General features: G+C 65.8%; 26 protein-coding genes. 6 read left to right on the forward strand and 20 right to left on the reverse strand.

The features are described from left to right. Positions 1–104: 104 nt before the first annotated feature. Positions 105–371, reverse strand: a complete 267-nt coding sequence (locus tag AB4Z10_RS08700) for a hypothetical protein (protein ID WP_441469982.1) — start codon at positions 369–371, stop codon at positions 105–107. Between AB4Z10_RS08700 and AB4Z10_RS08705 the strand changes: the two genes are divergently transcribed. Together AB4Z10_RS08705 and AB4Z10_RS08710 are read left to right on the forward strand one after the other, a co-directional pair. Next, positions 354–1,301, forward strand: a complete 948-nt coding sequence (locus tag AB4Z10_RS08705; RefSeq protein WP_441469983.1) for a RuBisCO large subunit C-terminal-like domain-containing protein — start codon at positions 354–356, stop codon at positions 1,299–1,301. The two genes, AB4Z10_RS08700 and AB4Z10_RS08705, sit on opposite strands and share 18 nt — an antisense overlap. Beyond that, positions 1,294–1,761 carry a cupin domain-containing protein gene (locus AB4Z10_RS08710; RefSeq protein ID WP_441469984.1) on the forward strand — a complete coding sequence of 156 codons (468 nt, stop codon included), beginning with the start codon at positions 1,294–1,296 and terminating at the stop codon, positions 1,759–1,761. Before AB4Z10_RS08705 ends, AB4Z10_RS08710 begins: the two co-directional genes overlap by 8 nt. Positions 1,762–1,794: 33 nt before the next feature. Here AB4Z10_RS08710 and solA read toward each other — a convergent pair whose 3' ends face one another. The 3 genes from solA to groES all read right to left on the reverse strand — a co-directional run bounded on the left by solA (position 1,795) and on the right by groES (position 5,060). Continuing rightward, positions 1,795–2,964 carry an N-methyl-L-tryptophan oxidase gene (gene solA / locus AB4Z10_RS08715; protein ID WP_441469985.1) on the reverse strand — a complete coding sequence of 390 codons (1,170 nt, stop codon included), beginning with the start codon at positions 2,962–2,964 and terminating at the stop codon, positions 1,795–1,797. Positions 2,965–3,109: 145 nt separating this feature from the next. Further along, positions 3,110–4,741: a chaperonin GroEL gene (groL, locus tag AB4Z10_RS08720; RefSeq protein WP_441469986.1), complete on the reverse strand. Its 1,632-nt coding sequence runs from the start codon at positions 4,739–4,741 to the stop codon at positions 3,110–3,112. A 31-nt stretch (positions 4,742–4,772) separates the two neighbouring features. After that, positions 4,773–5,060 carry a co-chaperone GroES gene (groES, locus tag AB4Z10_RS08725; protein ID WP_441469987.1) on the reverse strand — a complete coding sequence of 96 codons (288 nt, stop codon included), beginning with the start codon at positions 5,058–5,060 and terminating at the stop codon, positions 4,773–4,775. A gap of 597 nt (positions 5,061–5,657) precedes the next feature. Here groES and AB4Z10_RS08730 point away from each other — a divergent pair. The 3 genes from AB4Z10_RS08730 to AB4Z10_RS08740 all read left to right on the forward strand — a co-directional run bounded on the left by AB4Z10_RS08730 (position 5,658) and on the right by AB4Z10_RS08740 (position 7,484). Next, positions 5,658–6,107 carry an RrF2 family transcriptional regulator gene (locus AB4Z10_RS08730; RefSeq protein WP_441469988.1) on the forward strand — a complete coding sequence of 150 codons (450 nt, stop codon included), beginning with the start codon at positions 5,658–5,660 and terminating at the stop codon, positions 6,105–6,107. Positions 6,108–6,197: 90 nt separating this feature from the next. Next, on the forward strand, positions 6,198–6,740 hold the full coding sequence (locus AB4Z10_RS08735; RefSeq protein WP_441469989.1) for a flavin reductase family protein: 543 nt from the start codon (positions 6,198–6,200) through the stop codon (positions 6,738–6,740). Positions 6,741–6,893: 153 nt separating this feature from the next. Continuing rightward, entirely contained in the window at positions 6,894–7,484 is a 591-nt protein-coding gene (locus tag AB4Z10_RS08740; protein WP_441469990.1) for an RBBP9/YdeN family alpha/beta hydrolase, read from the forward strand. Between the two features lie 106 nt (positions 7,485–7,590). On the opposite strand, the gene AB4Z10_RS08745 is transcribed toward AB4Z10_RS08740, so the two are convergent. The 4 genes from AB4Z10_RS08745 to AB4Z10_RS08760 form a co-directional block, all read right to left on the reverse strand. Further along, complete coding sequence (locus AB4Z10_RS08745) at positions 7,591–8,598, reverse strand: amino acid ABC transporter substrate-binding protein (protein WP_441470040.1); 1,008 nt, start codon at positions 8,596–8,598, stop codon at positions 7,591–7,593. Between the two features lie 432 nt (positions 8,599–9,030). Next, positions 9,031–10,419, reverse strand: a complete 1,389-nt coding sequence (locus AB4Z10_RS08750) for an AtzE family amidohydrolase (RefSeq protein WP_441469991.1) — start codon at positions 10,417–10,419, stop codon at positions 9,031–9,033. Further along, entirely contained in the window at positions 10,416–10,643 is a 228-nt protein-coding gene (locus AB4Z10_RS08755; protein WP_441469992.1) for a DUF4089 domain-containing protein, read from the reverse strand. The genes AB4Z10_RS08750 and AB4Z10_RS08755 overlap by 4 nt, the downstream gene beginning before the upstream one ends. Then, a complete protein-coding gene (locus AB4Z10_RS08760; protein ID WP_441469993.1) occupies positions 10,640–11,341 on the reverse strand; it encodes a cysteine hydrolase family protein in 702 nt (233 codons plus the stop codon). Before AB4Z10_RS08760 ends, AB4Z10_RS08755 begins: the two co-directional genes overlap by 4 nt. A 199-nt stretch (positions 11,342–11,540) precedes the next feature. On the opposite strand from AB4Z10_RS08760, the gene atzF reads away from it, so the two are divergent. Then, on the forward strand, positions 11,541–13,337 hold the full coding sequence (atzF, locus tag AB4Z10_RS08765) for an allophanate hydrolase (RefSeq protein ID WP_441469994.1): 1,797 nt from the start codon (positions 11,541–11,543) through the stop codon (positions 13,335–13,337). A gap of 191 nt (positions 13,338–13,528) precedes the next feature. On the opposite strand, the gene AB4Z10_RS08770 is transcribed toward atzF, so the two are convergent. The 12 genes from AB4Z10_RS08770 to dapA form a co-directional block, all read right to left on the reverse strand. After that, complete coding sequence (locus AB4Z10_RS08770) at positions 13,529–14,197, reverse strand: GntR family transcriptional regulator (RefSeq protein ID WP_441469995.1); 669 nt, start codon at positions 14,195–14,197, stop codon at positions 13,529–13,531. Next, entirely contained in the window at positions 14,175–14,555 is a 381-nt protein-coding gene (gene hpxZ / locus AB4Z10_RS08775; protein WP_441469996.1) for an oxalurate catabolism protein HpxZ, read from the reverse strand. The genes AB4Z10_RS08770 and hpxZ overlap by 23 nt, the downstream gene beginning before the upstream one ends. Positions 14,556–14,593: 38 nt before the next feature. After that, a complete protein-coding gene (locus AB4Z10_RS08780; RefSeq protein ID WP_441469997.1) occupies positions 14,594–16,315 on the reverse strand; it encodes a dipeptide ABC transporter ATP-binding protein in 1,722 nt (573 codons plus the stop codon). 2 nt (positions 16,316–16,317) lie between these two features. Further along, positions 16,318–17,217: an ABC transporter permease gene (locus tag AB4Z10_RS08785; RefSeq protein ID WP_441469998.1), complete on the reverse strand. Its 900-nt coding sequence runs from the start codon at positions 17,215–17,217 to the stop codon at positions 16,318–16,320. 3 nt (positions 17,218–17,220) lie between these two features. After that, positions 17,221–18,234, reverse strand: a complete 1,014-nt coding sequence (locus AB4Z10_RS08790) for an ABC transporter permease (protein WP_441469999.1) — start codon at positions 18,232–18,234, stop codon at positions 17,221–17,223. A 136-nt stretch (positions 18,235–18,370) separates the two neighbouring features. After that, complete coding sequence (locus AB4Z10_RS08795) at positions 18,371–19,963, reverse strand: ABC transporter substrate-binding protein (protein ID WP_441470000.1); 1,593 nt, start codon at positions 19,961–19,963, stop codon at positions 18,371–18,373. A gap of 417 nt (positions 19,964–20,380) precedes the next feature. Continuing rightward, positions 20,381–21,106 carry an aspartate/glutamate racemase family protein gene (locus AB4Z10_RS08800; protein WP_441470001.1) on the reverse strand — a complete coding sequence of 242 codons (726 nt, stop codon included), beginning with the start codon at positions 21,104–21,106 and terminating at the stop codon, positions 20,381–20,383. Continuing rightward, complete coding sequence (locus AB4Z10_RS08805) at positions 21,103–22,251, reverse strand: saccharopine dehydrogenase family protein (RefSeq protein WP_441470002.1); 1,149 nt, start codon at positions 22,249–22,251, stop codon at positions 21,103–21,105. Before AB4Z10_RS08805 ends, AB4Z10_RS08800 begins: the two co-directional genes overlap by 4 nt. After that, entirely contained in the window at positions 22,244–23,023 is a 780-nt protein-coding gene (locus AB4Z10_RS08810) for an amino acid ABC transporter ATP-binding protein (RefSeq protein WP_441470003.1), read from the reverse strand. Before AB4Z10_RS08810 ends, AB4Z10_RS08805 begins: the two co-directional genes overlap by 8 nt. A gap of 14 nt (positions 23,024–23,037) precedes the next feature. Further along, a complete protein-coding gene (locus tag AB4Z10_RS08815; RefSeq protein ID WP_441470004.1) occupies positions 23,038–23,700 on the reverse strand; it encodes an amino acid ABC transporter permease in 663 nt (220 codons plus the stop codon). A 96-nt stretch (positions 23,701–23,796) separates the two neighbouring features. Further along, on the reverse strand, positions 23,797–24,624 hold the full coding sequence (locus AB4Z10_RS08820) for a transporter substrate-binding domain-containing protein (RefSeq protein WP_441470005.1): 828 nt from the start codon (positions 24,622–24,624) through the stop codon (positions 23,797–23,799). A 124-nt stretch (positions 24,625–24,748) separates the two neighbouring features. Beyond that, positions 24,749–25,657, reverse strand: coding sequence for a 4-hydroxy-tetrahydrodipicolinate synthase (gene dapA / locus AB4Z10_RS08825; RefSeq protein ID WP_441470006.1), 909 nt, complete (start codon positions 25,655–25,657; stop codon positions 24,749–24,751). Between the last annotated feature and the right edge of the window lie 10 nt (positions 25,658–25,667).

The following is a 25,667-nucleotide window of genomic DNA, read 5'->3' on the forward strand; positions in this document are numbered from 1 at the left end:
TCAGCCTCCGCACCCCAACCGAGAAAGACAATATTAATCAATCCCAAAAGATATTTGGTTCATACTGTCGTATTATTTTAGAATATTAATCCTTTTGATTTTCGTCATTTAAAATAATGTTTGTTTGACCGCAACATACCGTCGCCACAAACTCCTCTCTCGCGACTGCGGCAGAAGACGAGCGGACGATGAGCTGGATCGAAGTCACCTATCATCTGCGCGGCAAGGCTGAGGATGTTGCAGCCCGTGCGCGCGCGGTCGCCATCGAGCAAAGCATCGAAATGCCGCCCGAGGCTGTCGGCCAGAGCGGGATCCTCGCGGATATCCTCGGCCGTGTCGAAGCTGTCGAGGCCTTGAGTCCCGATCTGCACGCCATCCGCATCCAGCTCTCGGCGGCCACCATCGGCGCGGATGCCGGGCAGCTTTTAAACATGCTGTTCGGCAACTCGTCTCTGCACGATGACCTGACATTGGTGGATGCTGACCTGCCCGCCTTACTGAAGCGGCAGCTCGGCAACGGCCCCCATGCCGGCCTCCCGGGACTGCGCGCGCGCGTGAACGCCGGAGCGCGGGCACTCACCGCGTCGGCGCTCAAGCCGCAGGGATTGCCTCCGGAGGAATTGGCGGAACTTGCCCACGCCTTCGCACTGGGTGGCATCGACTACGTCAAGGACGACCACGGCCTGGCCCAGCAAGACTTCAGCCCGTTTCACCTGCGCGTTGCAGCTTGCGCCGGCGCGGTGCGCCGAGCTACCGCCTCGACAGGCCATCCGACGCGCTATGTGCCAAGCCTGTCCGGCAGCCTCGATGCAGTCCGCGATCAACTGCGCATCCTGCGCGAGGAAGGGCTCGACACCGCGATGGTCGCACCGGCAATCCTCGGCCTTTCCAATGTCCAGCAGCTCATCCGCGACCACGACGACATCGCCTTTTTGGCGCATCCCAGCCTGGCGGGTGCTGCGCGCATCGCGCCAGCCTTCCTGGCGAAGCTCTGGCGGCTCGTCGGGTTGGATGCCGTGATCTTTCCGAATTTCGGCGGTCGCTTCGGGTGCTCGCCCGAAACGTGCCGGCAGATCAGCGCAGCGGCCCTCGCGCCTTCTGGGGATCTCATAGCGGCACTGCCAGTGCCGGCCGGAGGATTGAGCCTTGCCCGCGTGCCGGAAATCCTCGACTTCTACGGGGATGAGGTGATGCTGCTGATCGGCGGGAACCTTCTGGCCGAACGCGGGCGTCTCAGCCAGGCGACGGCCGCATTCGTCGATCAGGTACGCAGCCATGCCAAAGCAGAAGCCCATGCCTGAGCAGATCTCGCCCCAGTCCGCCACGCTGCGTCGCTGGCAGGACGATTTCGGTTGGCAAGGGGTCGACCGTCTCGCCTACAAGCAGGATGCGACGGCGCCGTTCCTCAACGTCTCCCGGCAGACACTGTTCTCGCACGCGGACCTCGCCGGCGAACTGCGCTATTTCGAGGTCGCCGCCGGCGGCCACACCACGCTGGAACGCCACGGCCATGTCCATGGCGTGATGGTTCTGCGCGGACACGGCCGTTGCCTCGTCGGCACGCAGGTGGACGATATCGGTGAGTTGGACCTGGTCACGATACCCGCCTGGACCTGGCACCAATTCCGTGCGGCGACCGACGCGCCGCTCGGCTTTCTGTGCCTGGTCGATTCCGTACGCGACCGGCCCGTCCTGCCCACGCCGGAGGACGTCGCTGCACTGCGGGCCCATCCGCAGGTGGCCGCCTTCCTCGAAAGCTGAGGCTGCCCCAGCCAGCGGTGTCTGGCGTAAAAGTCAGAAGCCGTTGTTGCGGGCCTCGAACCGTCCGAGCCGGAAAGCCGACAGGTCGATGCGGCTCGCGCCATCCAGAATGCGCTGGCTCACGGCCTCGCCGATCGCAGCCGAGTGCTTGAAGCCGTGCCCGGAACAGGGAGAGACGACGAGGACGCGCTCGCTTTCGGGCCATTCGTCGATGACGAAACCACCATCGGGCGAGACCGTATAAAGGCAGGTCTTGCGACGCGAGTTATCGGCGCGCAGGCCATTCAGCCGCCCTTCGATCGCCTTGGCGTAGAAATCTCGCGATTCAGCCTCGTCGCTCGAACGATCGAAACGGTCGGGGTCGACGAAGACATTCTTCTCCCCATGCGCGACCTTCACCGTCCCGTCGATGGCCGGAAAACCGTAGAAGCCCTGCCGCGCACCTGTGGCCCAGATAAAAACCGGTGCGTCCGTCCATTGGGGCGATGCCGCGGAGTCCAGACCGTACCAGTGCAGGATTTCCCGCGTAGGGCGCAGCAGGGCGTTGAAGCCCGGGCCTAACAGCTTGCTCGCCCAGGCTCCCGCGCTCACCACGACACGGCCGGCAAGGATCGTTTGGTTGTCAGTCCGAAGCTCGATGTGATCGCCTTGCGCAACAATCGCCCGGACAGGGGTGTCGAGCATCAGCTTCGCGCCGGCGGCGGAAGCGAGACGCAGTTGCGCGGAGACACAGTGCTCGGGCCGCAAGAAGCCGCCTTCCGGTTCGAAATAGACGCGATCGCCGTCGCCCGCATTGAGCCAGGGATAACGGCGCCGCGCTTCGGCGGCGTCGATGACTTCGTGGTGAATCCCCTCCCCTTGCGCAACCGCGGTGACGCGGTCGACATAGTCCGCAGAACCCTGGCCCGGCCCGCTGCCGGAAACCGCCAGAAATCCGACCTGGCCGAACAGGCCCTCGCCGGTACGGGCTTCCAGCTCCTGCCAGATTTCATGGGATCGCCGCACCAGCGGCACCAGTTCCTTCCCTTCCGCGACGGCAAGGCGCGTGATCCGCGTTTCGCCGTGGCTCGAACCCAATTGATGAGGCGGGCTGAACTGATCGATCCCGAGAACATCCGCTCCTCGGGTTGCCAGCTGGAACAGGGCAGCGGAGCCCATGGCGCCCAGGCCCAGGACAGCGATATCGACCGATTTGCGAACCATGCAGCACTCGCGAAAACTGGCCGCTCGCGTGACTTCGCGGCGGGCTTCATCACTGAAAAGCGACCGGCACGAAGCCAGCGAAGGTGACGCGCGACGGAGGCCGCGCGTCACCCGATCAAGGCCTGACTGAAGTCCGAGGCTGACTTCAGAAGTCGAGCCCGCCTCCCGGCGGCAGCCCCGGCGCGGGCACCTTGTCCTTGGGCGCCTCGGTGATCAGGGCCTCGGTGGTGACGAGCAGACCTGCGACGGAAGCTGCGTCCTGCAGGGCCGTGCGGACCACCTTGACCGGGTCGACGATGCCGGCCTCGATCAGATCGACATATTCTTCGGTCTGGGCGTTGTAGCCATAGGTCGGCGACTTCGCTTCCAGCAGCTTGCCGACGACGACGGCGCCCTCGACGCCGGCGTTCTCGACGATCTGGCGGATCGGCGCCTCCAGAGCCTTCAGGACGATCTGGATGCCCGCGGTGACATCGTCGTTATCGCTCTTCAGCTTGGCGACGGCGGCCTTCGCGCGCAGGAGAGCCACACCGCCGCCCGGAACGATTCCCTCGGCGACGGCCGCGCGGGTGGCGTTGAGCGCGTCGTCGACGCGATCCTTCTTCTCCTTCACGTCGATCTCGGTCGCACCGCCGACGCGGATCACAGCAACGCCGCCAGCAAGCTTGGCCAGCCGCTCCTGCAGCTTCTCGCGATCGTAATCGGAGGTCGTCTCCTCGATCTGCGCCTTGATCTGCGCGACACGCGCCTCGATCGCCTTCTTCTTGCCGGCGCCGTCGACGACGGTGGTGTTTTCCTTGTCGATTCGGACCTTCTTGGCGCGGCCGAGCTGGGCGATCGTCACGTTTTCCAGCTTGATGCCGAGATCTTCCGAAATCGTCTCGCCAGCCGTCAGGATGGCGATATCCTCCAGCAGCGCCTTGCGGCGATCGCCGAAGCCGGGCGCCTTCACGGCCGCGACCTTGAGGCCTCCGCGCAGCTTGTTGACGACGAGCGTGGCCAGCGCCTCGCCCTCGATATCCTCGGCGATGATCAGCAGCGGCTTGCCGGTCTGCACCACCGCCTCGAGGATCGGCAGCAGAGACTGCAACGAGGACAGCTTCTTCTCATGGATGAGGATGTAGGGGTCGTCGAACTCGACGAGCAGCTTCTCGGCATTGGTCACGAAATAGGGCGAGAGATAGCCCCGGTCGAACTGCAACCCCTCGACGACATCGAGCTCCGTCTCGAGGCTCTTCGCCTCCTCGACCGTGATCACGCCCTCCTTGCCGACACGCTGCACAGCTTCGGAAATGATTGCGCCAATCGAGGCGTCGCCATTGGCCGAGATCGTGCCGACCTGCGCGATATCATCGGCTTTGCCGACCTTGGTGGCGCGCTTCTCCAGATCCTTGACCGCTTCGATCACGGCAAGGTCGATGCCGCGCTTCAGATCCTGCGGGTTGAAGCCGGCGGCCACGGCCTTCGAACCCTCGCGGACGATCGATTGGGCAAGCACGGTCGCGGTGGTGGTGCCGTCGCCGGCCAGATCGTTCGTCTTCGAAGCGACTTCGCGCAGCAGCTGCGCGCCGAGATTCTCGAACCTGTCGGCGAGCTCGATCTCCTTGGCGACGCTCACACCATCCTTGGTAATGCGGGGCGCGCCGAAAGACTTCTCGATCACGACGTTGCGGCCCTTCGGACCCAGCGTGACCTTGACAGCATTGGCGAGGATATCGACACCGCGCAGGAGGCGCTCGCGCGCATCGGCGGAAAACTTCACATCTTTGGCAGCCATGCTGCTCTCCTTGGAACTGAATTGCGCAGCGTCAGCCGATGACGCCCAGGATGTCGGATTCCTTGGCGATCAGGAGGTCCCGGCCGTCGATCTTGACTTCGGTGCCAGACCACTTGCCGAACAGGACACGATCGCCCTTCTTGACGTCGAGCGGCACGAGCTTGCCGCTCTCATCGCGGGCGCCGGGACCGACGGCGACGACCTCGCCCTCCCGAGGCTTTTCCTTCGCGGTATCGGGAATGATGATACCGCCCTTCGTCTTCTCCTCGCCGTCTAGGCGGTGGATCACGACACGGTCGTGAAGCGGCCGAAATGCCATTGCGATCTCCATGGGCAAGCGTGAAGCCTCTTGGCACTCGCCTTTCGAGAGTGCCAACAGCTCATTGTTGCGGCCGATCTCTGATCGAGGTCAATATTAGACCATTAATTCAGTAGATTTTTATCTTGCCGCAATCCAACTCGAAAGGCTTGAAACGTCGCAGTATCCGCAGAGGGAAATTCTTGCGCGACACCGGCAGCAAACCACGCCGGTGAAGCGTGGCGACACAAGCCCGGGGTACTCCTTCGCTGTGCCGGTCAGGCCCGTGGAGTTTCCGAAACGTTGAAGGGCTCATGGATGTCGTTGCAACGTTTCGGTCTCGGCTGACGGAATTCCGGCGATGCTCCGGCAACCGGTCGACATGTCGTGCGGGCACGACCCTACTTTCAGCCCAGAACGCACGCCATGCACGCCGAAACGGAGTTGTTCACCCACTGGCGCAAGCGAAGGCTGACCGTCGCACATGATCGCGGCGGGCCCAGCCCATGAGAAAGCGACAGAATAAATCTTCTTCGTTTTCCGCTCGAAGAACGCGATCTTGCGCGTAGCCGCAATGTTGATAGATAGAATATACTTCTCTCTGGGCGGGGCATGCCTATGCTGACCAACAAGGGCAAATACGGCCTCAAGGCCATGGTGCATCTTGCCAAGCTGGAAGCCGGTGAGACGACTCAGGTCGCCGATATCGCGCAGAAGAACAACATCCCGAAGAAGTTCCTCGACGCGATCCTGCTCGACCTGCGCAATGCCGGCATGCTGCGCAGCAAGAAGGGTCCGGGCGGCGGCTATGCTCTGGCCAAGCCGGCACGAGCAATCATGGTCGGCGCCGTGGTTCGCGCTCTAGAAGGGCCAATCGCGCCGCTTTCCTGCGCCAGCCGCTCCTCCTTCAGAGCCTGCAGCGATTGCGGCGACATCGACGTCTGCCCGGTGCGCTCCGTGATGAGCCAGGTTCGGGACGCGATGGCGAGCGTCGTCGACAACACGACCATCGCAGACCTCGTCCGCCGTTCTCGCGGCGAGCAGCCGGGCGACGCGAGCGCAGCCTGATATTGTCTACTCAGTCGATAGACAAATTTAGAAACCTGCCCTAGTACGGTTTTGCGGCCGACCCGCCGCAGCGTTCGTATGGGTGATCGCATGAACCGCCAGGTGGCTCCACTCGCGGCCAATGACATCGAGGCCGATGCCTTCAAGACGGTGATGCGTAACGTGGCCGGTGCGGTGAGTATCGTGACCGCCTCCCATCACGGCACGCGCGCGGGCCTGACAGCAACCTCCCTCACCGCGCTGTCCGCGGAGCCGCCGACCGTCATCGTCTGCGTGAACAAGAGCGCTTCGGCCTGGCCGACCATCGAGGCCTCCCGCCATTTCGCCATAAACGTCCTCGCGGCGCGCCACCGGTCCGTTGCGGATCGCTTCGCGGGACGCGGCGGCTTCAAGGGAGAAGCTCGCTTCGAGGACGGCCGGTGGGGCCGCCTCGTCACCGGCGCGCCCACGCTCGACGGCGCGCTCGCCGTCCTCGATTGCGAGACGGAAGAGGCGCTCGAGCGCCATTCGCACACCATCCTGATCGGCCGGATCAAGGCGATCAGGCACGCCCAGGACGAGGGTGCGCTGCTTTACTGGCGTGGCGTCTACGGCCAGTTGGACGACGAACTCCAGGCTGGCGCCGGGATTTAGAGCCCACTGCCTAAGACGACGGCTGGGCCAAGCTTCTCCAACGAGAAAAGACACAGGTCGTTCGTCCTCTAAAACAGTCCAAATTTGCGAACACGTTTCATTGACCGAACGAGCCGGACGGCGGGATGATCGGGGAGGAATAGGAGACTCCCCATGACCGTCCTCATCGTCCCCGGTCTCTACGGCTCTGAGCCGGCGCATTGGCAGAGCCGCTGGGAAAGCGAAATCGACGGCGCCGAGCGCGTGCAGCAGGGCGACTGGGACGCGCCGGAGCTGGAAACCTGGCTCGCGACCCTACGCCACCACGTCGAACGCCGGCCGGGCGCCGTGCTGGTCGGTCACAGCCTCGGCTCGACACTGATCGCCCATCTGGCTGCCCGCCATCCAGAGCTCGACATCGGTGGCGCGCTCCTCGCCGCTCCGGCCGATCCCGAACAGCGCGCGTCGCGGGTCTGCGGCATCGCATCCTTCGGCCCGGTTCCGGACAGGCCCTTCGCCTTCCCGGCGATCGTCGTTGCGAGCCGGACAGATCCCTACATGAACATCGAGCGCGCGCGCGTCATCGCCAACATGTGGGATGCGGCCTTCATCGATGCGGGCGATGCGGGGCATATCAACGTCGCCAGCGGTCACGGCGGCTGGCCAGCCGGCCTCAGGCTTCTCGACCAGTTGCTGGCGCGGCGAGATCGCTCCGCAGCACCGGCCCTCTGGACCCGGCACGCAGCGAGCCTGTCCATCAGCTAGAGCGGGAGATCCGGCGGCCATGCCGCACCGGACGTTATCTGCTTTACCGACAGAAATAGGGGCGTCGATGGCGCTGCACGGCTTGCTGCGGCGCAGCGCCGGATTGTCATCGGATCGGCGGCGCGTATTGCAGGCCGCCCTTGTTCCACAGCGCGTTCTGCCCGCGGGCGATCTTGAGCAGCGAGCCCTGGCCCACATTCCGTTCGAAAGATTCGCCGTAATTGCCGACATGCTTGATGATCCGGTAGGCCCAGTCATCGGTCAGGCCCATCGGCGCGCCGAACTTGCCCTCGGTCCCGACGAAGCGCCTGATCTCCGGATTCTCGGACTTCAGCATCTCGTCGACATTCGCCTTGGTGATGCCGAGCTCTTCGGCGTTGACCATCGCGAATAGCGTCCATTTCACGATGTCGAGCCAAACATCGTCGCCGTGGCGTACGACCGGGCCGAGCGGCTCCTTCGAGATGATGTCCGGCAGAACGACGTGCTCGTCTGGATTGGCGAGGCCCAGGCGCTCGGCATAGAGGCCTGAAGCATCGGTCGTGAAGGCGTCGCAGCGGCCGGATTCGTAGGCCTTCACCGTCTCCTGGTTGCTAGCGAAGGCGACAACCTCGTATTTGATCTTATTGGCGCGGAAATAGTCGGCCAGGTTGAGTTCGGTCGTGGTACCCTGCTGGGTACAGATCGAGGCGCCGCTGAGCTGCAGCGCCGAGTTTACGCCGAGCTTCTTGCGGACCATGAAGCCCTGGCCGTCATAGTAGTTCACCCCGGCAAAGTTCAGGCCGAGCGCGGTGTCGCGCGAGATTGTCCAGGTCGTCGTGCGCGAGAGCAGATCGACCTCGCCCGACTGCAGCGCGGTGAAGCGGTCCTTCGCGGAGAGCGGGATGAACTTGACCTTGGTCGGGTCGTTGAAGATCGCCGAAGCGACGGCACGGCAGACATCGACATCGAGGCCGGACCAAGTGCCCTGAGCGTCCGGTATCCCGAAGCCCGCGAGACCTGTGCCGGAGCCGCAATGGAGGATGCCGCGGCTCTTGGCCTGAGCGAGCGTAGGCGACTGAGCGAAAGCTCCGCTCGCGCAGAGAACGGTGCCCGCGGCAAGCGCCGCGCCGATGAGTTTTTTCACGTCGTTGTCCCCTTGTTTGCGGAGCGGGTTCGAGCCCGCTCTCCGTCAGCTAGCAAGTCCCGGACCAAGGCCCATTCGGTGAAAACCGGCCTTTCCTCGATCCTCCGAGCGAAGCAAGAGGGGTGTCGCGCCGCCCGTCTTGCCATCAGCTTCAGAGGACAAGTGACGGTGATTGGAGACCGCCGCCCTGCGCGCAGAGCGCATTCTTCCACAAGCGCAATCGCGAGCGGCGATTGCGCGCTGGCAAGGCAGCGCCTCGGTCAAGCGCCTGCTCTTGCCGTTGACCGCTCTTGCGGAAAGGATTGAACCAAACCCGAAAAGCGCTCCGTGATTGACACAAGCCGTGCGGCGATCAGCGCCCGGTAATCGGGTGATCGCGCCGAAAGAGGCTTCTGATGGCGAAGATACCCATCAGCAGCATCAATGCTCAGGGCTTGCGGCCCGGCATACCCCCATGGCCTGGAGCGCATAGGCGGCTTTCAAGCAGATATCCTCTCGCCAAGGTGGCGCGATGAGCTGGACGCCGATCGGAAGCCCGCCGCCCTGGACCGGCACGAGCACGACAGGCAGTCCGATACAGGAGATCGGTTGCGTGAACAGCCCGAGGCTCGGGCGCAGCGGAAGTGTTTCGCCCCTCACCTCCAGGGTCTTCTGGCCGATCAGCGGCGCGGGGCACGGCGTGGCCGGCGCGACGATGAGATCGATGTCAGCGAAGCGCCGCATCATCTCGTCATGAAACCAGCGGCGCGCGCGCTGCGCCTGAACATACCACGCCGCCGGCAGCAGAGCGCCCGCCAGGAAACGGTCGCGCGTCTCGGGATCGAAATCCTCGGCGCGTTCTCGCAAGCGCGGCAGATGGAAACCGGAGCTTTCCGCGTTGGTGATCAGGAAGGCGGCGGCGCGCGCGATCGCGGCGCCCTCGATATCGAGTCCCGGCTTTGCGCCGAGCGCCTTCGCCACCGTGGCGACAGCTGCTTCGGCGTCCGGCATGCCGTCGGTCGCGAAGTATCCGCCCGCAACGGCGACGCGCAGTCCAGCGACCCCATCATGCAGATGCGGCATCGCGGGCTCGACCGGCCGCTGCGCGCAGGCAGGATCGCCTGCGTCGGGACCCTGCATCAGATCGTAGGCGAGAGCGAGGTCGGTTGCGTCCCGCGCCAACGGCCCGAGATGGTCGAGCGAGTCGCAGAAGGGAAAGGAGCGCGTGCGCGGCAGGCGCCCATAGGTCGGCTTGAGCCCGAACACGCCGCAGAGCGATCCGGGAACGCGGATCGAGCCGTTGGTATCGGAGCCGAGCGCGATCGGCACGAAACCGGCGGCTGTCGCCGCGCCCGAGCCGGAAGACGAACCGCCAGCCATCCGGGCGAGGTCATGGGGGTTCCGGCAGGGGCCGTCATGGGCATTCTCGCCGGTGAAATCATAGGCGTATTCGCCCATGTTGAGGCCGCCGAGCAGGATCGCGCCGGCAGCGCCGAGGCGCTCGACCAACACGGCGTCACGCTGCGCCGGAGAGCGCTCGCGGTTGATCTTCGAGCCGGCGCGCGTCGGCAGGCCGGCAATGTCGAACAGGTTTTTGGCCGCGAAGGGCACGCCCGCCAGCGGCCCGAGCGGCTCTCCGCGCAAGCGGGCGAGATCGGCTGCGCGCGCCTGCTCCAGGGCGCGTGTCGCCGTGACGTCGGTGAAAGCGTTCACGTGCGGATCGAGCTTCGCGATGCGTGCGAGCGCCGCAGTCACCACCTCCTCGGCGGCGACCTCCCCGCCCCGAATCCTGCGGGCGATCTCATGGGCCGGAGCGAAGGCGTCGCTCATCGGCCGTCTCCCGGCAGCCCGGGGCGGAATTTGGGCGCCAGCTCCAGGCTGTCATCCGCCAGCGGGGCTGTATCGACGATCCGCGCCATGGTGTGGGCGATGGCGAGGAATTGCAGCACAGCCGGCTTCTGCGCCTCGCTGATCGTCAGGCCGAGCGTCGGTGCCATGACTTCGAGGTGCCGGGCGGGATCGAAGCCTCCCGGTGGAGTATCTCCCGTCTTCATGCTGGTTTTTCCTCCTTGCAATCAGCTGCGCTCACGAAGGCCGCACTGATCTCGGCACGGGTCGCGACGCTGCCGAAGATGCCGCCCTGGGCCGCGATCATCCGCAGCCCAACCTCATGGAACTCCGGGAAATAGGAGGCGCAGGCATCGCCGGCCGCGAGGCAGCGATAGCCGCGGTCGTTCGCCTCGCGGATGGTGGTGTGGACGCAGACCTCGGTGGTGACCCCGGCGACGATCAGGGAGGCGACGCCGCGATTGCGCAGCATCAGCTCAAGGTCGGTCTGGTAGAAGGCGCCTTTGCCGGGTTTGTCGATGACAGGTTCGCCGGGAAACGGCGCGAGTTCGGAAATGATGTCGTGGCCGGGCTCGCCGCGCACCAGAATGCGGCCCATGGGGCCGCAGGCGCCAATCCGCTTGTCCGGCGGCGACCGCTCCAGCTTGGCCGAGGGCGCATCCGAGAGATCGGCGCGATGGCCCTCGCGCGTGTGGATGACGAAGAGGCCGGCTTCTCGCGCGATGTCGAGCAGGGCCCGGCAGGGCGCGATCGCGGTGCGCAGCCGCGAGACGTCGTTGCCGAGCATTTCGCCGAAGCCGCCGGGTTCGAGGAAATCCCGCTGCATGTCGATCATGAGCAGCGCGGTTCGCGCCGTTTCGAGCACGAAGGGCGAAGGCTGAGCCGGAATGACGAGACGGCCCATGGCAGCTCCCCGTGGCGACAGATGCGGGAGACTCTGCAAGGCGCATGCCCGCCGGGATCGGGGCTGCGAGCATAGATGATCGCCGGCTTTCGGCCCCTGCAGGTCGTCAGGGGAACTCATCGTCGGTCGCGCGCACAACTCTTGCATACACGCAGGTGGAAACTGCCTGCCGTTTGGGCACCGTGAGGGAGGGCGCCGCGTGCAAACCTTGACCGAGCTTTTGGCCGCACATCTGGCGGGAGCCCAACGCCTTCGCGAGACCGTAGCGGGCTGCTATGCCCGCTGGCGGACGCATGGCGATCCGGCCATGTTCATCGCACTGCGTCCGGAAGCGGAGGTCATAGCCGAAGCGGAGCGCCTGCAGGCGGAGGGACCGCGCGGCCGCAAGCTCTGGGGCATCCCGATCGCGGTGAAGGACAACATCGACGTCGCCGGCCTGCCGACGACAGCCGCCTGCCCGGCCTTCGCATATCCGCCGACGCAGGATGCGAGCGCCGTCGCGCGGCTGAGGGCACAGGGTGCGATCGTCATCGGCAAGACCAATCTCGACCAGTTCGCGACCGGTCTCAACGGCACGCGATCGCCCTATGGGACACCACGCAACGCGCTGCGCGCCGATCTCGTCCCCGGCGGGTCGAGTTCCGGTTCGGCGAGCGCGGTCGCGGCAGGGATCGTACCGGTTGCGCTCGGCACGGACACGGCGGGCTCCGGGCGCGTTCCCGCCGGATTGCAGAACATCGTCGGGCTGAAGCCGAGCGTCGGGCTGGTGCCGAGCGCCGGCGTCGTACCGGCCTGCCGCACGCTCGATTGCGTCTCGGTCTTCGCGCTGACGGTGGAGGATGCCTGGGCGGTGCTCGGTGTCATGGCGGGGCCCGATGCGGCCGACCCGTTCTCGCGGTCGCTACCGATTGGCCGCCCCGGTGCCGCTCCGCCCGCCATCCGCATCGGCGTGCCACGCCCGGCGGATCGCGACTTCGCCGGAGATGGCCTTTCCGAGGCGAGCTACTGCGCGGCGCTCGAACGGGCGGCGGCGCTTGGGGCGGAGATCGTCCAGATCGACTTCGCTCCCTTCTATGAGGCCGCCCGGCTGCTCTACGATGGCCCCTGGGTGGCCGAACGCTGGCTGGCGATCCGCGATCTCCATAAGAGCGATCCCGAAGCGATCCTGCCGGTGATCCGACAGGTGATAGCCGGCAAGCCGCTGCCGGATGCCGCGGCGGCTTTCGCGGCGCGCTACAGGCTGGCGGAGCTCACGCTTGCGGCGAAGGCTGTGATGAAGCCGGTCGACGCCCTGATGGTGCCGACCGCTCCGCGCCCGGTGACGCTGACCGAGATGGCGGCGGACCCGGTCGGCGCGAACTCCATGCTCGGCCGCTACACCAATTTCGTGAACCTGCTTGATCTTTGCGCGCTGGCATTGCCGGTCAGCCTCGCTTCGGACGGCACGGCCGCAGGCGTCACGCTGATCGGGCCCGCAGGGAAGGATGCGGCTCTTGCCGGTTTCGGGCGCGCCTTTCATGCCGCCGGCGGGCTGCCGCTCGGCGCCACAGGCCTGCGCATGCCGATTGCGCCGGGCTGGCCAGCTTCAACAAGAGCTGGCGAGATCGAGATCGCGGTCGTCGGCGCCCATCTTTCGGGCATGCCGCTGAATGGCGAGCTGACGGCGCTGGGCGGCAGCTTCGTCCGCGCGACGGCGACCAGCACCGATTATCGCCTCTACGCCTTGCCGGGCGGCCCGCCGAAGCGGCCGGGTCTGGTACGCGTCGCTGATGGCGGCGGGGCAATCGCCCTCGAGGTCTGGTCGCTGCCGCCGGAGGGGTTCGGCCGTTTCGTCGCCGGAATTCCCGCACCACTCGGGATCGGCACGCTGGCGCTGGCCGATGGCACGCAGGTCAAGGGCTTCCTGTGCGAGGCGGTGGCGACGCAAGACGCACGGGACGTCACCGATTTCGGCGGCTGGCGCGCCTTCGTTGCGGCGCAGTCGAGCGTGCCTTGAAAGCGCTAGCTGCTCTTTCGCCGCGAGCGGCTGCCGCCGTTTCCTTCTTCCCTTGCGGGAGAAGGCAACCCGAAGGGCCGGATGAGGGGTCGCGCAGGTCCTGACAATCTCGCGTTCGGCTCACGACCATTGTCGCGAGCCCCGCTCCTGGCCCTCTCCCGCATAGGGAGAGGGAACAGGTTGCGGTGTCGTCAGCGCGTCTCGGCATAGCTGCGGAAGGCGTCGCGCACGAAGCCGATATGGGCGCGCATCGCCTCGGCGGCAGCCTGCCTGTCGCCGCGCAGGATCGCCTGGACGATCAGGTCGTGTTCCTGCCACGAGTCGGCCAGACGGCCGGTCGTGCGGAACTGTGCTCGCCGGAACGGCGCGACGCGCTTGCGGGTCATCAGGGTCATTTCGGCCAGGTACCCGTTATGGGTGCCTGCGTAGATCGCACCGTGAAAGGTCTCGTTGCACTCGTGGTAACGCAACGGATCGCCCTGATGCACCAGCCCGCGCAGCTCCTGGTGGATCGCCTCCAGCGCATGGCGCTCGGCCGCCGTCATGTTGCGGGCGGAAAGCCCGGCGCAAAGCGCTTCCAGCTCGGCCATCGCCTCGAACATGTCATGAAGCTGATCCTGGGTCGGCAGCGCAACGAACGCACCCCGATGGGGGCGGACCTGCACCAGCCCGGAGGCGGAAAGCTGGCGGATCGCCTCGCGAACCGGCGTGCGCGAGACGCCGAAACGTTCTGCCAGGTCCTGCTCGTCGAGCGCCTGACCCGGCGCGAGCAACCCGGAGACGATCTCGTCGGCAAGTTGAAGGCGCAGGCTCTCGGTGCGGGTGAGCAAGCCGCCACTATTCGGGAATGACGCTGACATGGGCAGCCACGACGCACCAGCCTTCCGGAAACCGGACCCAGCTCTGACTCTGGCGCCCGACCTTGCCCGGTAAGCTCTCGCGGCGGAACAGCGTGTTGGCGGTGGCGAAATCATCGCCATAAGTGGTGATCCAGGTGCGTTCCAGCGTCCGCATCAGCCCGGCCGGCGAGCGCCCAGCCCTAAACGCAGCGATCTCGGAGTAGCCGTAGAGGTTCTCGCCGACGCCATAACGCAGGGTCTCGGGAGCGTTCCTGAACAGCCGGTCGAGCGCCTCGACATCGTTCGTGGTCAGCGCCTTCTCGTATTCGGCGAAAGCAGCCTCGACTTCGGCGAGAACGGCGGGGTCGTTGATCTTCATGGCCCTGATGCTTCGACGTGACGTGTTGGTGGCGATGTCTATGCCGGCGGATGCGGAATCGCGGTGAGCAGTTCCTTCGTATACTCCGCCTTGGGAGCACCGAGTACTTCCTCAGCCGTGCCCTGCTCGACGATCTGCCCGGTACGCATCACGATGACCCGGTCGCAGAGCAGGCGCACGACGTTGAGATCGTGCGAGACGAAGATGTAGCTCATGCCGAGCCGCTGCTTCAGCTCGTCCAGCAGGTTGAGCACCACCGCCTGCACGGAGACATCGAGCGCCGCGGTCGGCTCGTCGAGGATGACGAGATCGGGGTCGAGCGCGATCGCCCGTGCGATGCCGACGCGCGCCTTCTGCCCACCCGAGAGCTGATGCGGAAAACGGTCGATCAGCTCGACCGGCAGGCCCACGAGCTGCGCCAACTCCTCGCAGCGCGCCCGCAAGGCGGCGCGGCCGCGGATCTTGCCCATGCGCAGGATCGGATCGACGATCGCGCGCTCGGCGGTGAAGCGCGGGTTCAGGCTGTCCGTCGGGTCCTGAAACACCATCTGGATGCGCCGCCGGAAGGGCGAGGCGGCGAACTGCCTCGCCGGAATACTGCCGATATCGTGCCCATCGAAGACAATGCGCCCCGAGGTCGGATCCAGCAGACGGTTGACCATCATCGAGGTCGTCGACTTCCCGCAGCCGGATTCACCAACAAGGCCGAGCGTCTCACCCCGCCTGACTTCGAAGCCGATGCCATCGACGGCGCGGAAGGCCGGCTTGTCCGGTTCGGCCCTGCCCATCAACTTCGCGAGGAAGGCGCCCTTGGTCGGGCGCGGATATTCCTTGATCAGGTTCTCGACGACGAGAAGAGGCGCTTTACCGGACGAGGTTGGCCGGGATTTCGTGGCAGCCGGCGCGGCCGCCGGCCTGGAGGGTGCGCGCTTGGCTTGATCGTCCGGCAGGAGATCGCGCAGACTCATTCCGACACGCGGCGTCGCCTGCATCAGCTTGCGCGTATAGGGATGCTGCGGGTTGCGGAAGATGTCGGCGGCGCTCGCCGTCTCCACGACGCGGCCCTTCTCCATCACCACCACCTTGTCGCAATAGGCTGCGGCCAGGCCGAGATCGTGGGTGATCAGGATCGTCGACATGCCGCGCTCGCGCGTCAGTTCCACGATCAGGTCCATCACCGCCTTCTGCGTGGTGACGTCGAGGCCGGTCGTCGGCTCATCGGCGATCAGGAGCTGCGGCTGGCAAGCCAGCGCCAAGGCGATGACCACGCGCTGGCACATGCCACCGGAGAGCTCGAACGGATAGGCGTCGTAACGTTCTTCCGGGCGCGCGATCCTGACCTTCTCCAGCGCCTCGATCGCCTTCTCCCGCGCGGTCGCGCGCGTCGCCTGGACATGCTGGAGGAGCACGTCCTCGATCTGCTTGCCGACCTTGCGGATCGGGTTGAGCGCGGCGCGCGGATTCTGGAAGATCATCGAGATCTCGCGGCCGCGCAGGTCGCGCATCTGCGCCTCGGTCGCGGAGACGAGGTCTATCCCCGAGAACGCAATCGAGCCCTCCGCCACCCGGCCGGCGCGGTCGAGGATGCGGACCACGGCGTAGGAGGTCACGGATTTGCCGGAGCCGGATTCGCCGACGATGGCGACCGTCTCGCCCTTGCCGACGCTGATGTCGATCGCCTTCACCGCCTGGACCGTGCCGCGGCGGGTGGCGAACTCGATGGTGAGGTTGCGGATGTCGAGAAGGGCCGGCGAGCTCATCGTCAGCTCCTCCGCTGCGGATCGACGAGATCGCGCACGCCATCACCGAGCAGGTTGAAGCAGAACACCGCCGTCATCAGCGCCAGCCCGGGGAAGAAGGCGACCCACCACTCGCCGGAGACGATGAAGCTCGCGCCTTCCGCGACCATGATGCCCCATTCCGGCGTCGGCGGCCGGACACCGAGGCCGATGAAGGAAAGCCCCGCCGCGTTCAGGATGGCGTAGCCCATGGTGAGCGACATCTGCACGGCCATGATCGGCATGATGTTGGGCACGATCTGCGTCAGCAGCAGGCGCCATTCCGAATTGCCGGACAGTCTGGCCGCCTGCACGAAGCCGGCCTCGCGGCGGATATTCGCCTCGGCGCGGGCGACGCGGGCATAAAGCGGGAAATTGATGATGGCGGTGGCGATGACGATGTTGGTCACGCTGTTGCCGAGCGCCGCGACGATGCCCATAGCCAGGACAAAGAGCGGGAAGGCCATGATCGTGTCGGCGACGCGCCCGACCAGCGTGTCGACCCAGCCGCCGAAGAAACCGGCCATGACGCCGGCGAGCCCACCGAGCAGAAAGACGAGCGCGACCGAGGCGACTGCGATCGAGAAATCGAGCCGTGTCGCCGCCACCACACGGCTGAAGATGTCGCGGCCGAGCTGGTCGGTGCCGAACCAGTGCGCCGCGCTCGGCCCTTGCAGCGACGCATTGGTATTTGAGGCCAGCGGGTCGTAGGGCACGAGCCAGGGTCCGAAAATCGCCGCCAGCAGGATCAGCGCGAACAGCCCGAAGGCGAAGCCGGTGACGGGGTTTTCCGCGACGATATGCCGGGCATGGGCCAGCAGCGACGTCGAGGGCGGAGCCTCGAAACGCAGCTCGGCGGGCTCGATCTTGCTCACCTCGTTCATGACTCAGCCCTCCAGCCGGACACGGGGGTCGATGACGCCATAGAGGATGTCGATCAGCAGATTCAGCGCGACGTAGAGGATCGCCATGGTCAGCACGAAGCCCTGGATCGGCGCGTAGTCCGAGGCCAGCAGCGCCTCGACTGCATAGGAGCCGACGCCCGGCCAGGCGAAGACCTTCTCGACCAGGACATTCGCACCGAGCAGGAATGAGAAAACCATGCCGAGCGTGGTGACCACCGGCAGCATGGCGTTGCGGAAGGCGTAGGTGCCGATGACCTTGCGCGTGGACAGGCCGCTGGCGCGGGCCGTGCGCACGAAATCGGCGACGAGCACGGCGAGCATCGAGGCGCGCGTCATGCGGGTGATCGGCGCGAGCGAGAAGATGGCGAGCGTCAGCGCCGGCAGCAGAAGCTGAGAGAGAGCGGCCCGGAAGATCTCGAAATCGCGCGCGATCAGGCTGTCGATCAGCAGGAAACCGGTGACGCGCGGCGGCTCCGAGAAGAAGACGTCGAGCCGCCCGAGCGGCGCGGGCGCCCAACCCAGGATGAAGTAGAAGACATAGACCAGCAGCAGCCCGGTGAAGAACACCGGCAGCGAGACACCAGCCGTCGCGACGATCCGGCAGAGATGGTCGATCCAGGAGCCCTGCCGCACCGCGGCCAGCACGCCGAGCGGCAAGGCGATCGCCATCGAGATCAGCAACCCGATCAGGGTGAGCTCGGCCGAGGCCGGCAGGCGCTGCGCCAGATCGGCCGTGACCGGCTGGCCGGTGGTGAGCGAGGTGCCGAGATCGCCCTTCACCAGCGCCGTGACATAGGAGACGAACTGGACAGGCAATGGCTGGTCTAGCCCGAGCTTGCCGCGGATATCGGCGATCGCCTCCTTCGAGGCGGCCGGGCCGGCGAAATATGCGGCGGTGTCGCCGGGCAGCACGCGCGTCAGCAGAAAAGTCACGATGATGACGCCGATCACCGAAGGGATCGTCGTCTTCAAACGGGCGGCGATCATGCCGAGCATGTACAGTTCCCCCGAGGTTGCTTGCGTCATTCTCGGGCGGAGCGCAGCGCAGACCCGAGAATCGCCTGATCGAGATGCTCGGGTCGAGCCCGAGCATGACGAGCAGGCGCATGGCACCCGCTCGTGAAAACGCCCCTCACCCCTTGGTCAGGTAGCGGAAGTCCGGCTCGCGGCAGGGCTGGAACTGGTAGCCGCCGATCGACTTCTGCATCGCGACGTCGTGGGTCGGCTGCGAGATCGGGATCATCGGGACCTCCCGCTCGACCAGCTTGACGAAGTCGACCACGAATTTCTCGTATTCGGCCTTGTCGGTGGTGAAGCGGGCGGCGTCGATCAGCTTGTCGAGTTCCGGGTTCTGGTAGTTGGCGATGTTGAAGATCGAATTGTTGCCGTGCATCGTCCAGAACAGGTAGTAATCTGGGTAATCGAGCCAGCCGGCGAAGCGGTTCAGCGTCATCGGATTGGTCTTCTTGGCGATCTCGGTGCGGAAGTTGGCACCCGGAACCTTGGTGATCTCCACGTCGATGCCGATGGCGCCGAGCGCCTCCTTGATCAGCACGGACATCGGCTCGGCCACGGTCGCGTTGCCGGCGTCGAACTGCAGCGTGGTCGAGAAGCCGCCGCCGGCGGCCGCGACCAGCGCCTTCGCCTTCTCGACATTGGTCTTGTAGGCGAAAGGCGTCGGCCAGGCCGGCTTCGGCGTCTCGGGGCCGCCGGACATGTCGACGCCGCGGCCGAAGAGCGAGGCCTGCAGCATCTTGTCGTAGGGCAACACCCAGGCGACGGCCTGGCGCAGCCGGACATCCTTGAACGGGCCGACCTGGCTGTTGAGATAGAGCCCCCAGACGCCGTTGGGGATCGGCACGCCGACGACATTGATCTTGCCGCCGTCGAGCAGGTCCTTGAAGTCCTTCGGCGGCAGGCCGTAGGAGACGTCGGCGTCGCCGCGCTCGATCAGCGCACGGCGGGTCGATGGCGAGGCGATGTCACGCGCGATGATGCGGCGCAGCTTCGGCAGCGGGCCGCTGGCCCAGTCGTCGTTGCGGACATAGATCGTCTCGACGCCCGGCTTCCAGCTCTCGACCTTGAAGGCGCCGGAGCCTGCGACGTTGTTCTTCAGCCATTCCTTGGCGAGCGGGTCGCCACCGCTGTTCTTGATGGCGAGTTCCGAGTCGAAGACGAAGGGGATCGTGACCGCCAGGTTCGGCATGGTCAGCTTGTCCTTGCGCAGGAAATCGACGCGGAAGGTCTTGTCGTCGACCGCGACGAACTGTTCCGGCTTCTCCAGCGAGCCGGCATTCATCTGCGTGGTCGCAAAGCCGCCAATGGTGACGGCGCGGTCGAGCGACCATTTCACGTCCTTGGCAGTGACGGGGCGACCGGAGTGGAACTTGGCGTCGCGCAATTTGAAGGTGCAGCTCATGCCGTCCGAGGCGACCTGCCAGCTCTCCGCAAGCTCGCCTTCGAGTTCGCTCATCGAGACCTGATTGCCGCCGCCGCCGGGGATCGGCACCGGCTTGAAGCGCAGCAGCCGGTCGTAGCAGTTGAGCGCGACGCCATTGACCGGCTGCGACGCGCCGATGCCCTGCATGTCCAGGCTGTTCGGTCCGTATTCCTGCACCAGCAGGAGCGTTTCGCTGCGGCTGGGCGATTGCGCGCTGGCACGTGCCGTCATCAGGAATGGCGCTGACAGGCCTCCGGCAATGGCGGCGCGACGCGTGATGGCCATGATGCTCTCCCGAGATAGCCGGCGCCGCTGGGCGCCGGACGCTTCAGTCCGGGAGGAGGCAATGCAGTTACCGTGCCGAGCTTTCTGAGCCCATCCATCGCGCTGTGAGCCGGTCGCGGCCCGCTAGTGCTCGGAAACATGCATACAATACGGCGATATTCGCCCAAAAATTAATCGCCCCTCGAAAGCGCTGAGATATTGATCAACACTCCGATGCTCAGCACCGCCTTGCGCCACAGGACATTGGACCACCGTCTGAAGCGGAGGTTCACGCCAGTGCGGTTGACGCCGTTGGCGGCGCTATCGATGGCCTGATCTGGCCCAGGGAATATGCTTGGTCCCGCCTTGCGACGAGCGCCTCAATCGCTCAGGTCCTTGACTCGAGGCCGAGAGCTGGCCCGCGCGACCCGCCAAATCTCATCGGAAGCTCGGCGGCGATATCGCATGCCCGAACCATTCGACGAACCCGATGATGTCGAAGACCGGCCGTCCTGTTGCAGCGGCGATTGCCGCCGAATGCGGCGGAAGATTGGTACATTCGCAAAGGATCGCACCGACATTCGGATGGCGGGCGACCAGCGCTCGGGCAGCTGTCACGACTTCCTCCTCGAGCCGTGAGATGTCGGACACGCCGCCGCGATTGCCATAGACCTGGCGGAACAGGCTGTCCGGAGGCAGCCCCTCGATGGGGGTGTCCGGGCGCACTCCGACGGCGGCCAGATGCCGTGTCGTCAAGGCTTCCGCGGCGAAGGTGAGGATGCCGACCTGCTGCCCGCCGGGCAGCATCGCCTCGATCAGCGGTGCCTGCAGCAGGCTGCTCGTCGCGACAGGAACCGGCAGCGCGTCGGCGAGCTCCCTTTGAAGCAAGGCCAGAAAACCGCAGCTCGTGGTGATGCCGCGCACGCCGCAAGCGACGAGATCGAGGGCGGCTGCGATGAAGGGCTCGAGGAACTCTTCCGGGCGACCATGGACGATGGCAGCCGGATCGGCGCCGCGCACGACGCGGAACTGGACGGGGAACGGCCAGGTCCGGCCGTTGCCGATATCGCCCGGCAGACGCTGGAAATGGGTGTCGAGCATCAGGACCCCGACGCTCAGATCGTTCACGACTGCGCTCGTCCGCATGAAGCCAGATCCGTTCATGGAAGCACTCCCTGCCCAACACGCCCGGAGGCAGCCCCAGGCGTCTCGAAGAACCAGGCGAGGAACCGGTTTTTGCGCAGGAGGTCCAGAGGGATGTCCTCTTGCGCGAGGAGCCCTCTGCGGCCGATCAGCCCGAGACGCAGCAGATCGAGCACCGCCGCGACATGGGAGGCGGCCGTGCGCCGCATGGCCCCGATCGAGACATCGCCGATTCGCATCGGCTCGACCTCGCGCAGAAAATGCTCGTGGGGTGCACCTTCCGCGCAGCGAGACGCCGCGGTGATCGAGATCAGCAGGCGATCGTCGGCGATCTCTGGCAGCGCGTTGAGGAAGAGATTGCGCAGCAAATAGACGCGCTCGCGCAGCTTCAACTCGTCGAGCAGAAACGCCATCTGGTCGGCATGCCCGGGGTAGCGGATCGTGTGTGAAATCAGATTTCCGACCTTGCCGGCCAAGCGGTCGCGAAGCGTACCCGGGATGGCTCCGGAGACGAAGACCTCATAGTCGCGCGATCCGAGGTGCAAGGGGCTGCAGCGGGACAGCGGCGCCAGCCCGGTCTCGTGGCCGTCGACGAGCGCAAGCGAGGCGCGCGTGTATTCCCGCAGCGTGGCGTCGACATCCCAGACCAGCCCGTAGCCCAGGCGCCCGGTGGCCGTTCGCGGCAGAGCGCCGATCCGGACGTCGATATCCGGTAGGCCAGGACAGCGCGAGGCGAGATCGAGAACGAGGCCCGAGACGAGCCCCGGCGAGATGCCGCATTGGGCGACGAAGCAGCCGGCCGCGGCGCTGGCCTCGCGCTGGACGGCTTCGAGCGCGGCTCCGTCATCACCGAGGTCGAGATAGTGGCTTCCGCTGCGCCGGGCGGCCGCGGCCACCATCGGCGTCGCCGAGGAGGGCAATGCCGCGACGACAGCGTCGGCCCCGGCCAGGACCCGGTCGAGCTGCGCCGCGTTGCCCGGATCCGCTTCCGTCAGCGGCAGCGCAAGGTCCTTGGCTCGCCCGCGGCCGGGCTCGGTTGGGTCAGCAAGCACGAACTCGAATTCCGACGCCTCGCGCAGGAGCAGCGCCAGGGCGATGCCGACCCGGCCGGCGCCGACGATGACGACCTTGAAGGGCCGCGCGTTGCTTGCCTGCCGATCAGCCATGGAAGCGCGCGAGGAAGGTCTTGAGACGCTCGTTGTCCGGGTTGTGCAGGATGCGGTCGGGACTGCCCTGCTCGGCGATGCGGCCGCCTTCCATGAAGACGACCCGATCGGAAACACCGGCCGCAAACGAGATTTCATGCGTGACGAGGACCATGGTCATGCCCTGTTCCGCAAGATTGCGCACCACGCCCAGAACCTCTCCGACGAGTTCCGGATCGAGCGCGCTGGTGATCTCGTCGAGCAACAGCGCGTCCGGCTGCATCGCCAGCGCTCTGGCGATGGCCACGCGCTGCTTCTGTCCCCCCGAAAGCTGATCCGGTCGCGCGTCGCGTTTCTCGGCCAGGCCGACCTTGGCGATGTAGTCCATCGCGATGTCGATGGCCTCGCCGCGCGGCTTGCGCTGGACGGTCATGGGGCCTTCGATCACGTTTTCCAGCACCGTCATGTGCGGGAACAGGTTGAAGTGCTGGAACACCATGCCGACATGGCGCCGCAATTCGCCGAGGCCGAGAAGCTGGCCCGTGCCGCGGAATTTCGGGCCGACACGGCGGCCGCGGAACAGGACCTCGCCGGTGTCCGGCACCTCCAGCATGTTCATGCAGCGAATGAAGGTCGATTTGCCGGAGCCGGAGGGCCCGATGATCGAGACGACTTCACCGCTGGTGAGCGAGAGATCGATGCCATGAAGGACGGTGAGCGCGCCGAAGCGCTTGGTGATGCCGCGTGCTTCGAGGACGGTGTCGCGGGCGGCAGGCTTGGGAACGGAGTTCATGGAATGGCTCTCGCTCAATGGCTGCCGCGCGTCCGGCTCTCGACGATGTCGGCGAACTTCGTGATCGGGAACAGGATCACGAAATAGAGCAGCGCGAGGACGGTGTAGGATTCCAGCGGGCGGTAGGTCTGCCCGTTGACGATGCTGGCCATGTAGGTGAGCTCGGCCACGGAGATCACGGAGATCAGCGAGGTATTCTTGAACTGCGTCACCGACTGGTTGATGAAGGCGGGCATCATCCGGCGGACCGCCTGCGGCAGCACGATGCGCCGCATCACCTGCCAGCCCGACATGCCGATCGCAGCGCCTGCCTCGGACTGCCCCTTGTCGATCGAGACGATGCCGCCGCGAAAGACTTCGGCATAGAAGGCTGCGGCATAGAGCGAGAGCGTGATCAGCGCCGCCGCCCAGTTGGCGAGATCGAAGCCGAGCAGCAACGGCAGCGCGTAGTAGATCCACAAGAGCTGCACGAGCAACGGCGTGCAGCGGAACAGCTCCTGGAAGCCCTGCGCCAGCCAGCTCACCGGCCCGATACCAGACAGCCGCGCGAAGCAGAGGAGCAGCCCTAGGACCAGCCCTATAGCGATGGAGGCCACCGTGTAGACGATGGTGATCCACGCTCCCCAGAGGAACAGATCACTCGCCTGCAGGATCGGGGCGAAGCTCCACGTGTACATGTCATGCCAGCCTTTCGTGAAAGCGGCCCCTGAGCAGGATGCGAAAAGGCCGGAGCCGGTTTTCGCAAATGCCCTGCTCTGGGGGCTGCTCCTGCCTTAACCGCCGAAGCCGAAGCCTTCGGGCATGTCGTCGAGCGTGATGCCGAAGGGCGCGAGGCTCTTCACGATCCAGGTCTGGTTGTTGCCGATGCGGCGGTTGTATTCGGCCCAGGCCGAGATGAAGGCGCGCGACTTCTCGTCGGCCTTCCAGTTCATGGCGACCACGGAGGGTGTGGACAGAACCGGAGACGGCACCATCACCTTGCCGATGCCGCTCGCCTTCTTGCTCATGACGAGGCCGTTCAACATGGTGTTGACGAGACCGTCGGCCTTGCCGGCGACCACCGCCACGATCGCCTCGTCACGGGACTTGAAGCGCAGCATCTTGGCCTTGGGCAGATATTGCTGGGCGATCAGATCCTGCGAGGAGCCAAGGTCGACCGCGAAGGTGTATTTCGGATCGTTGAGCTCGGCCCAGCTCAGCTTCGACAGCTCCGGCTTCGGGGAGACGATGACGAAGCTGTTGAAGTAGGTCGGGTTCGAGAAGGCGACGGAGAGGGCTCGCTGCGGGGTCGCCGTGACACCGAGCGCAAGATCGACCTTGCCGCTCTGCACGTCGAGGATGGAGTTCGGCCAGCTCGACTCGACGACCTCCAGCTTGACGCCGAGGGTGTTGGCGATGTCGCGGGCCATCTCGATGGCGAAGCCGCGCCATTCGCCGGACCGCGGGTCCTTGTTGAAGTAGGGGTCCTCGTTGATGATCCCCGGAATGCGCAGCACACCGCGCGAGCGGATGGCGTCGATGGTGTCCTCGGCCCGAGCCGAGGCTTGAAGTGCCAGCAGTCCCAGGCCGGCTGCGCAGATGGCGCGAATAATCGATTTCATGAGCTTTCCACTCCGTTCCCTTGCCGATGTTTTTCGGTCTTGCGCTGGTGGTTAGGACGACAAGAGCCTAGGCGACGCACTTCCGAGGACAATGCGAGAGTAAGCCGTCGTCCTACCGGTTTTCTTATATGTTCGCTCGGCTCTCGAACGATTGCAGGCTTGCTTCGAGCGCCTTGCGGCTTTCCGGGCGCAGAGCCGCGAGCGGCGCCCGCAACTCCGGTCCGATGGCGCCGGCCCGTGCGAGTGCGGTTTTTATCGGGACCGGGTTGCTCTCGATGAAGAGATGGCCGACCAGATCGAACAAGGCCTCGTGGATGCGGCGCGCCTCGCGCGGGTTACCCGCCGACCAAGCCCTGCACAGCGCCACGACTTCGGAGGGCAGCAGGTTCGACGCGACGCTCGTCACGCCGTCGGCGCCGAGCGCGAGGAAGGGCAAGGTCAGGCCGTCATCGCCCGAATGGATGATGAAATCCTCGCCTAGCGCCAGTCGCAGCTCCGTGATGCGCTCCGCCTTGCCCCCGGCCTCCTTGATGGCGACGACATTGGAATGAGCCGCCGCAAGCCGCGCTGCGGTCGCAGGCGCGATCTCGACGCCGGTGCGTCCCGGCACGCTGTAGAGCATGATCGGCAGCTTCACGGCGCCGGCGATGGCGGAGAAGTGGTCGAACAGCCCATCCTGCGAGGGCTTGTTGTAATAGGGCGTCACGAGCAGGACGCCATCAGCACCTGCCGTCTCCGCGCGCCGGGCCTTGTCGACGGCAAGCCGCGTCGCGTTCGAGCCGGCGCCGGCCATGACGAAGGCCCGTCCGGCCGCGGCCTTCACCGTGGTGCGGATGACCGTGTCGGCCTCGTCCTCGCTCAGCGTTGCGGCCTCGCCCGTGGTGCCGACCGGGACGAGCCCGGACACACCGGCCGCGATCTGCGCAGCGATGAGCTTCTCTAGCGCGGGAATATCGAGCGCTCCGTCGCGGAAGGGCGTGACCAGCGCGGTGAAGACGCCGGTCAGGCGGCGACGCAGTTCGGGATCGATCATCTCATTGGCT

The organism is Allobosea sp. RAF48 (assembly GCF_052114025.1).
In the GTDB taxonomy this organism is placed as follows: domain Bacteria; phylum Pseudomonadota; class Alphaproteobacteria; order Rhizobiales; family Beijerinckiaceae; genus Allobosea.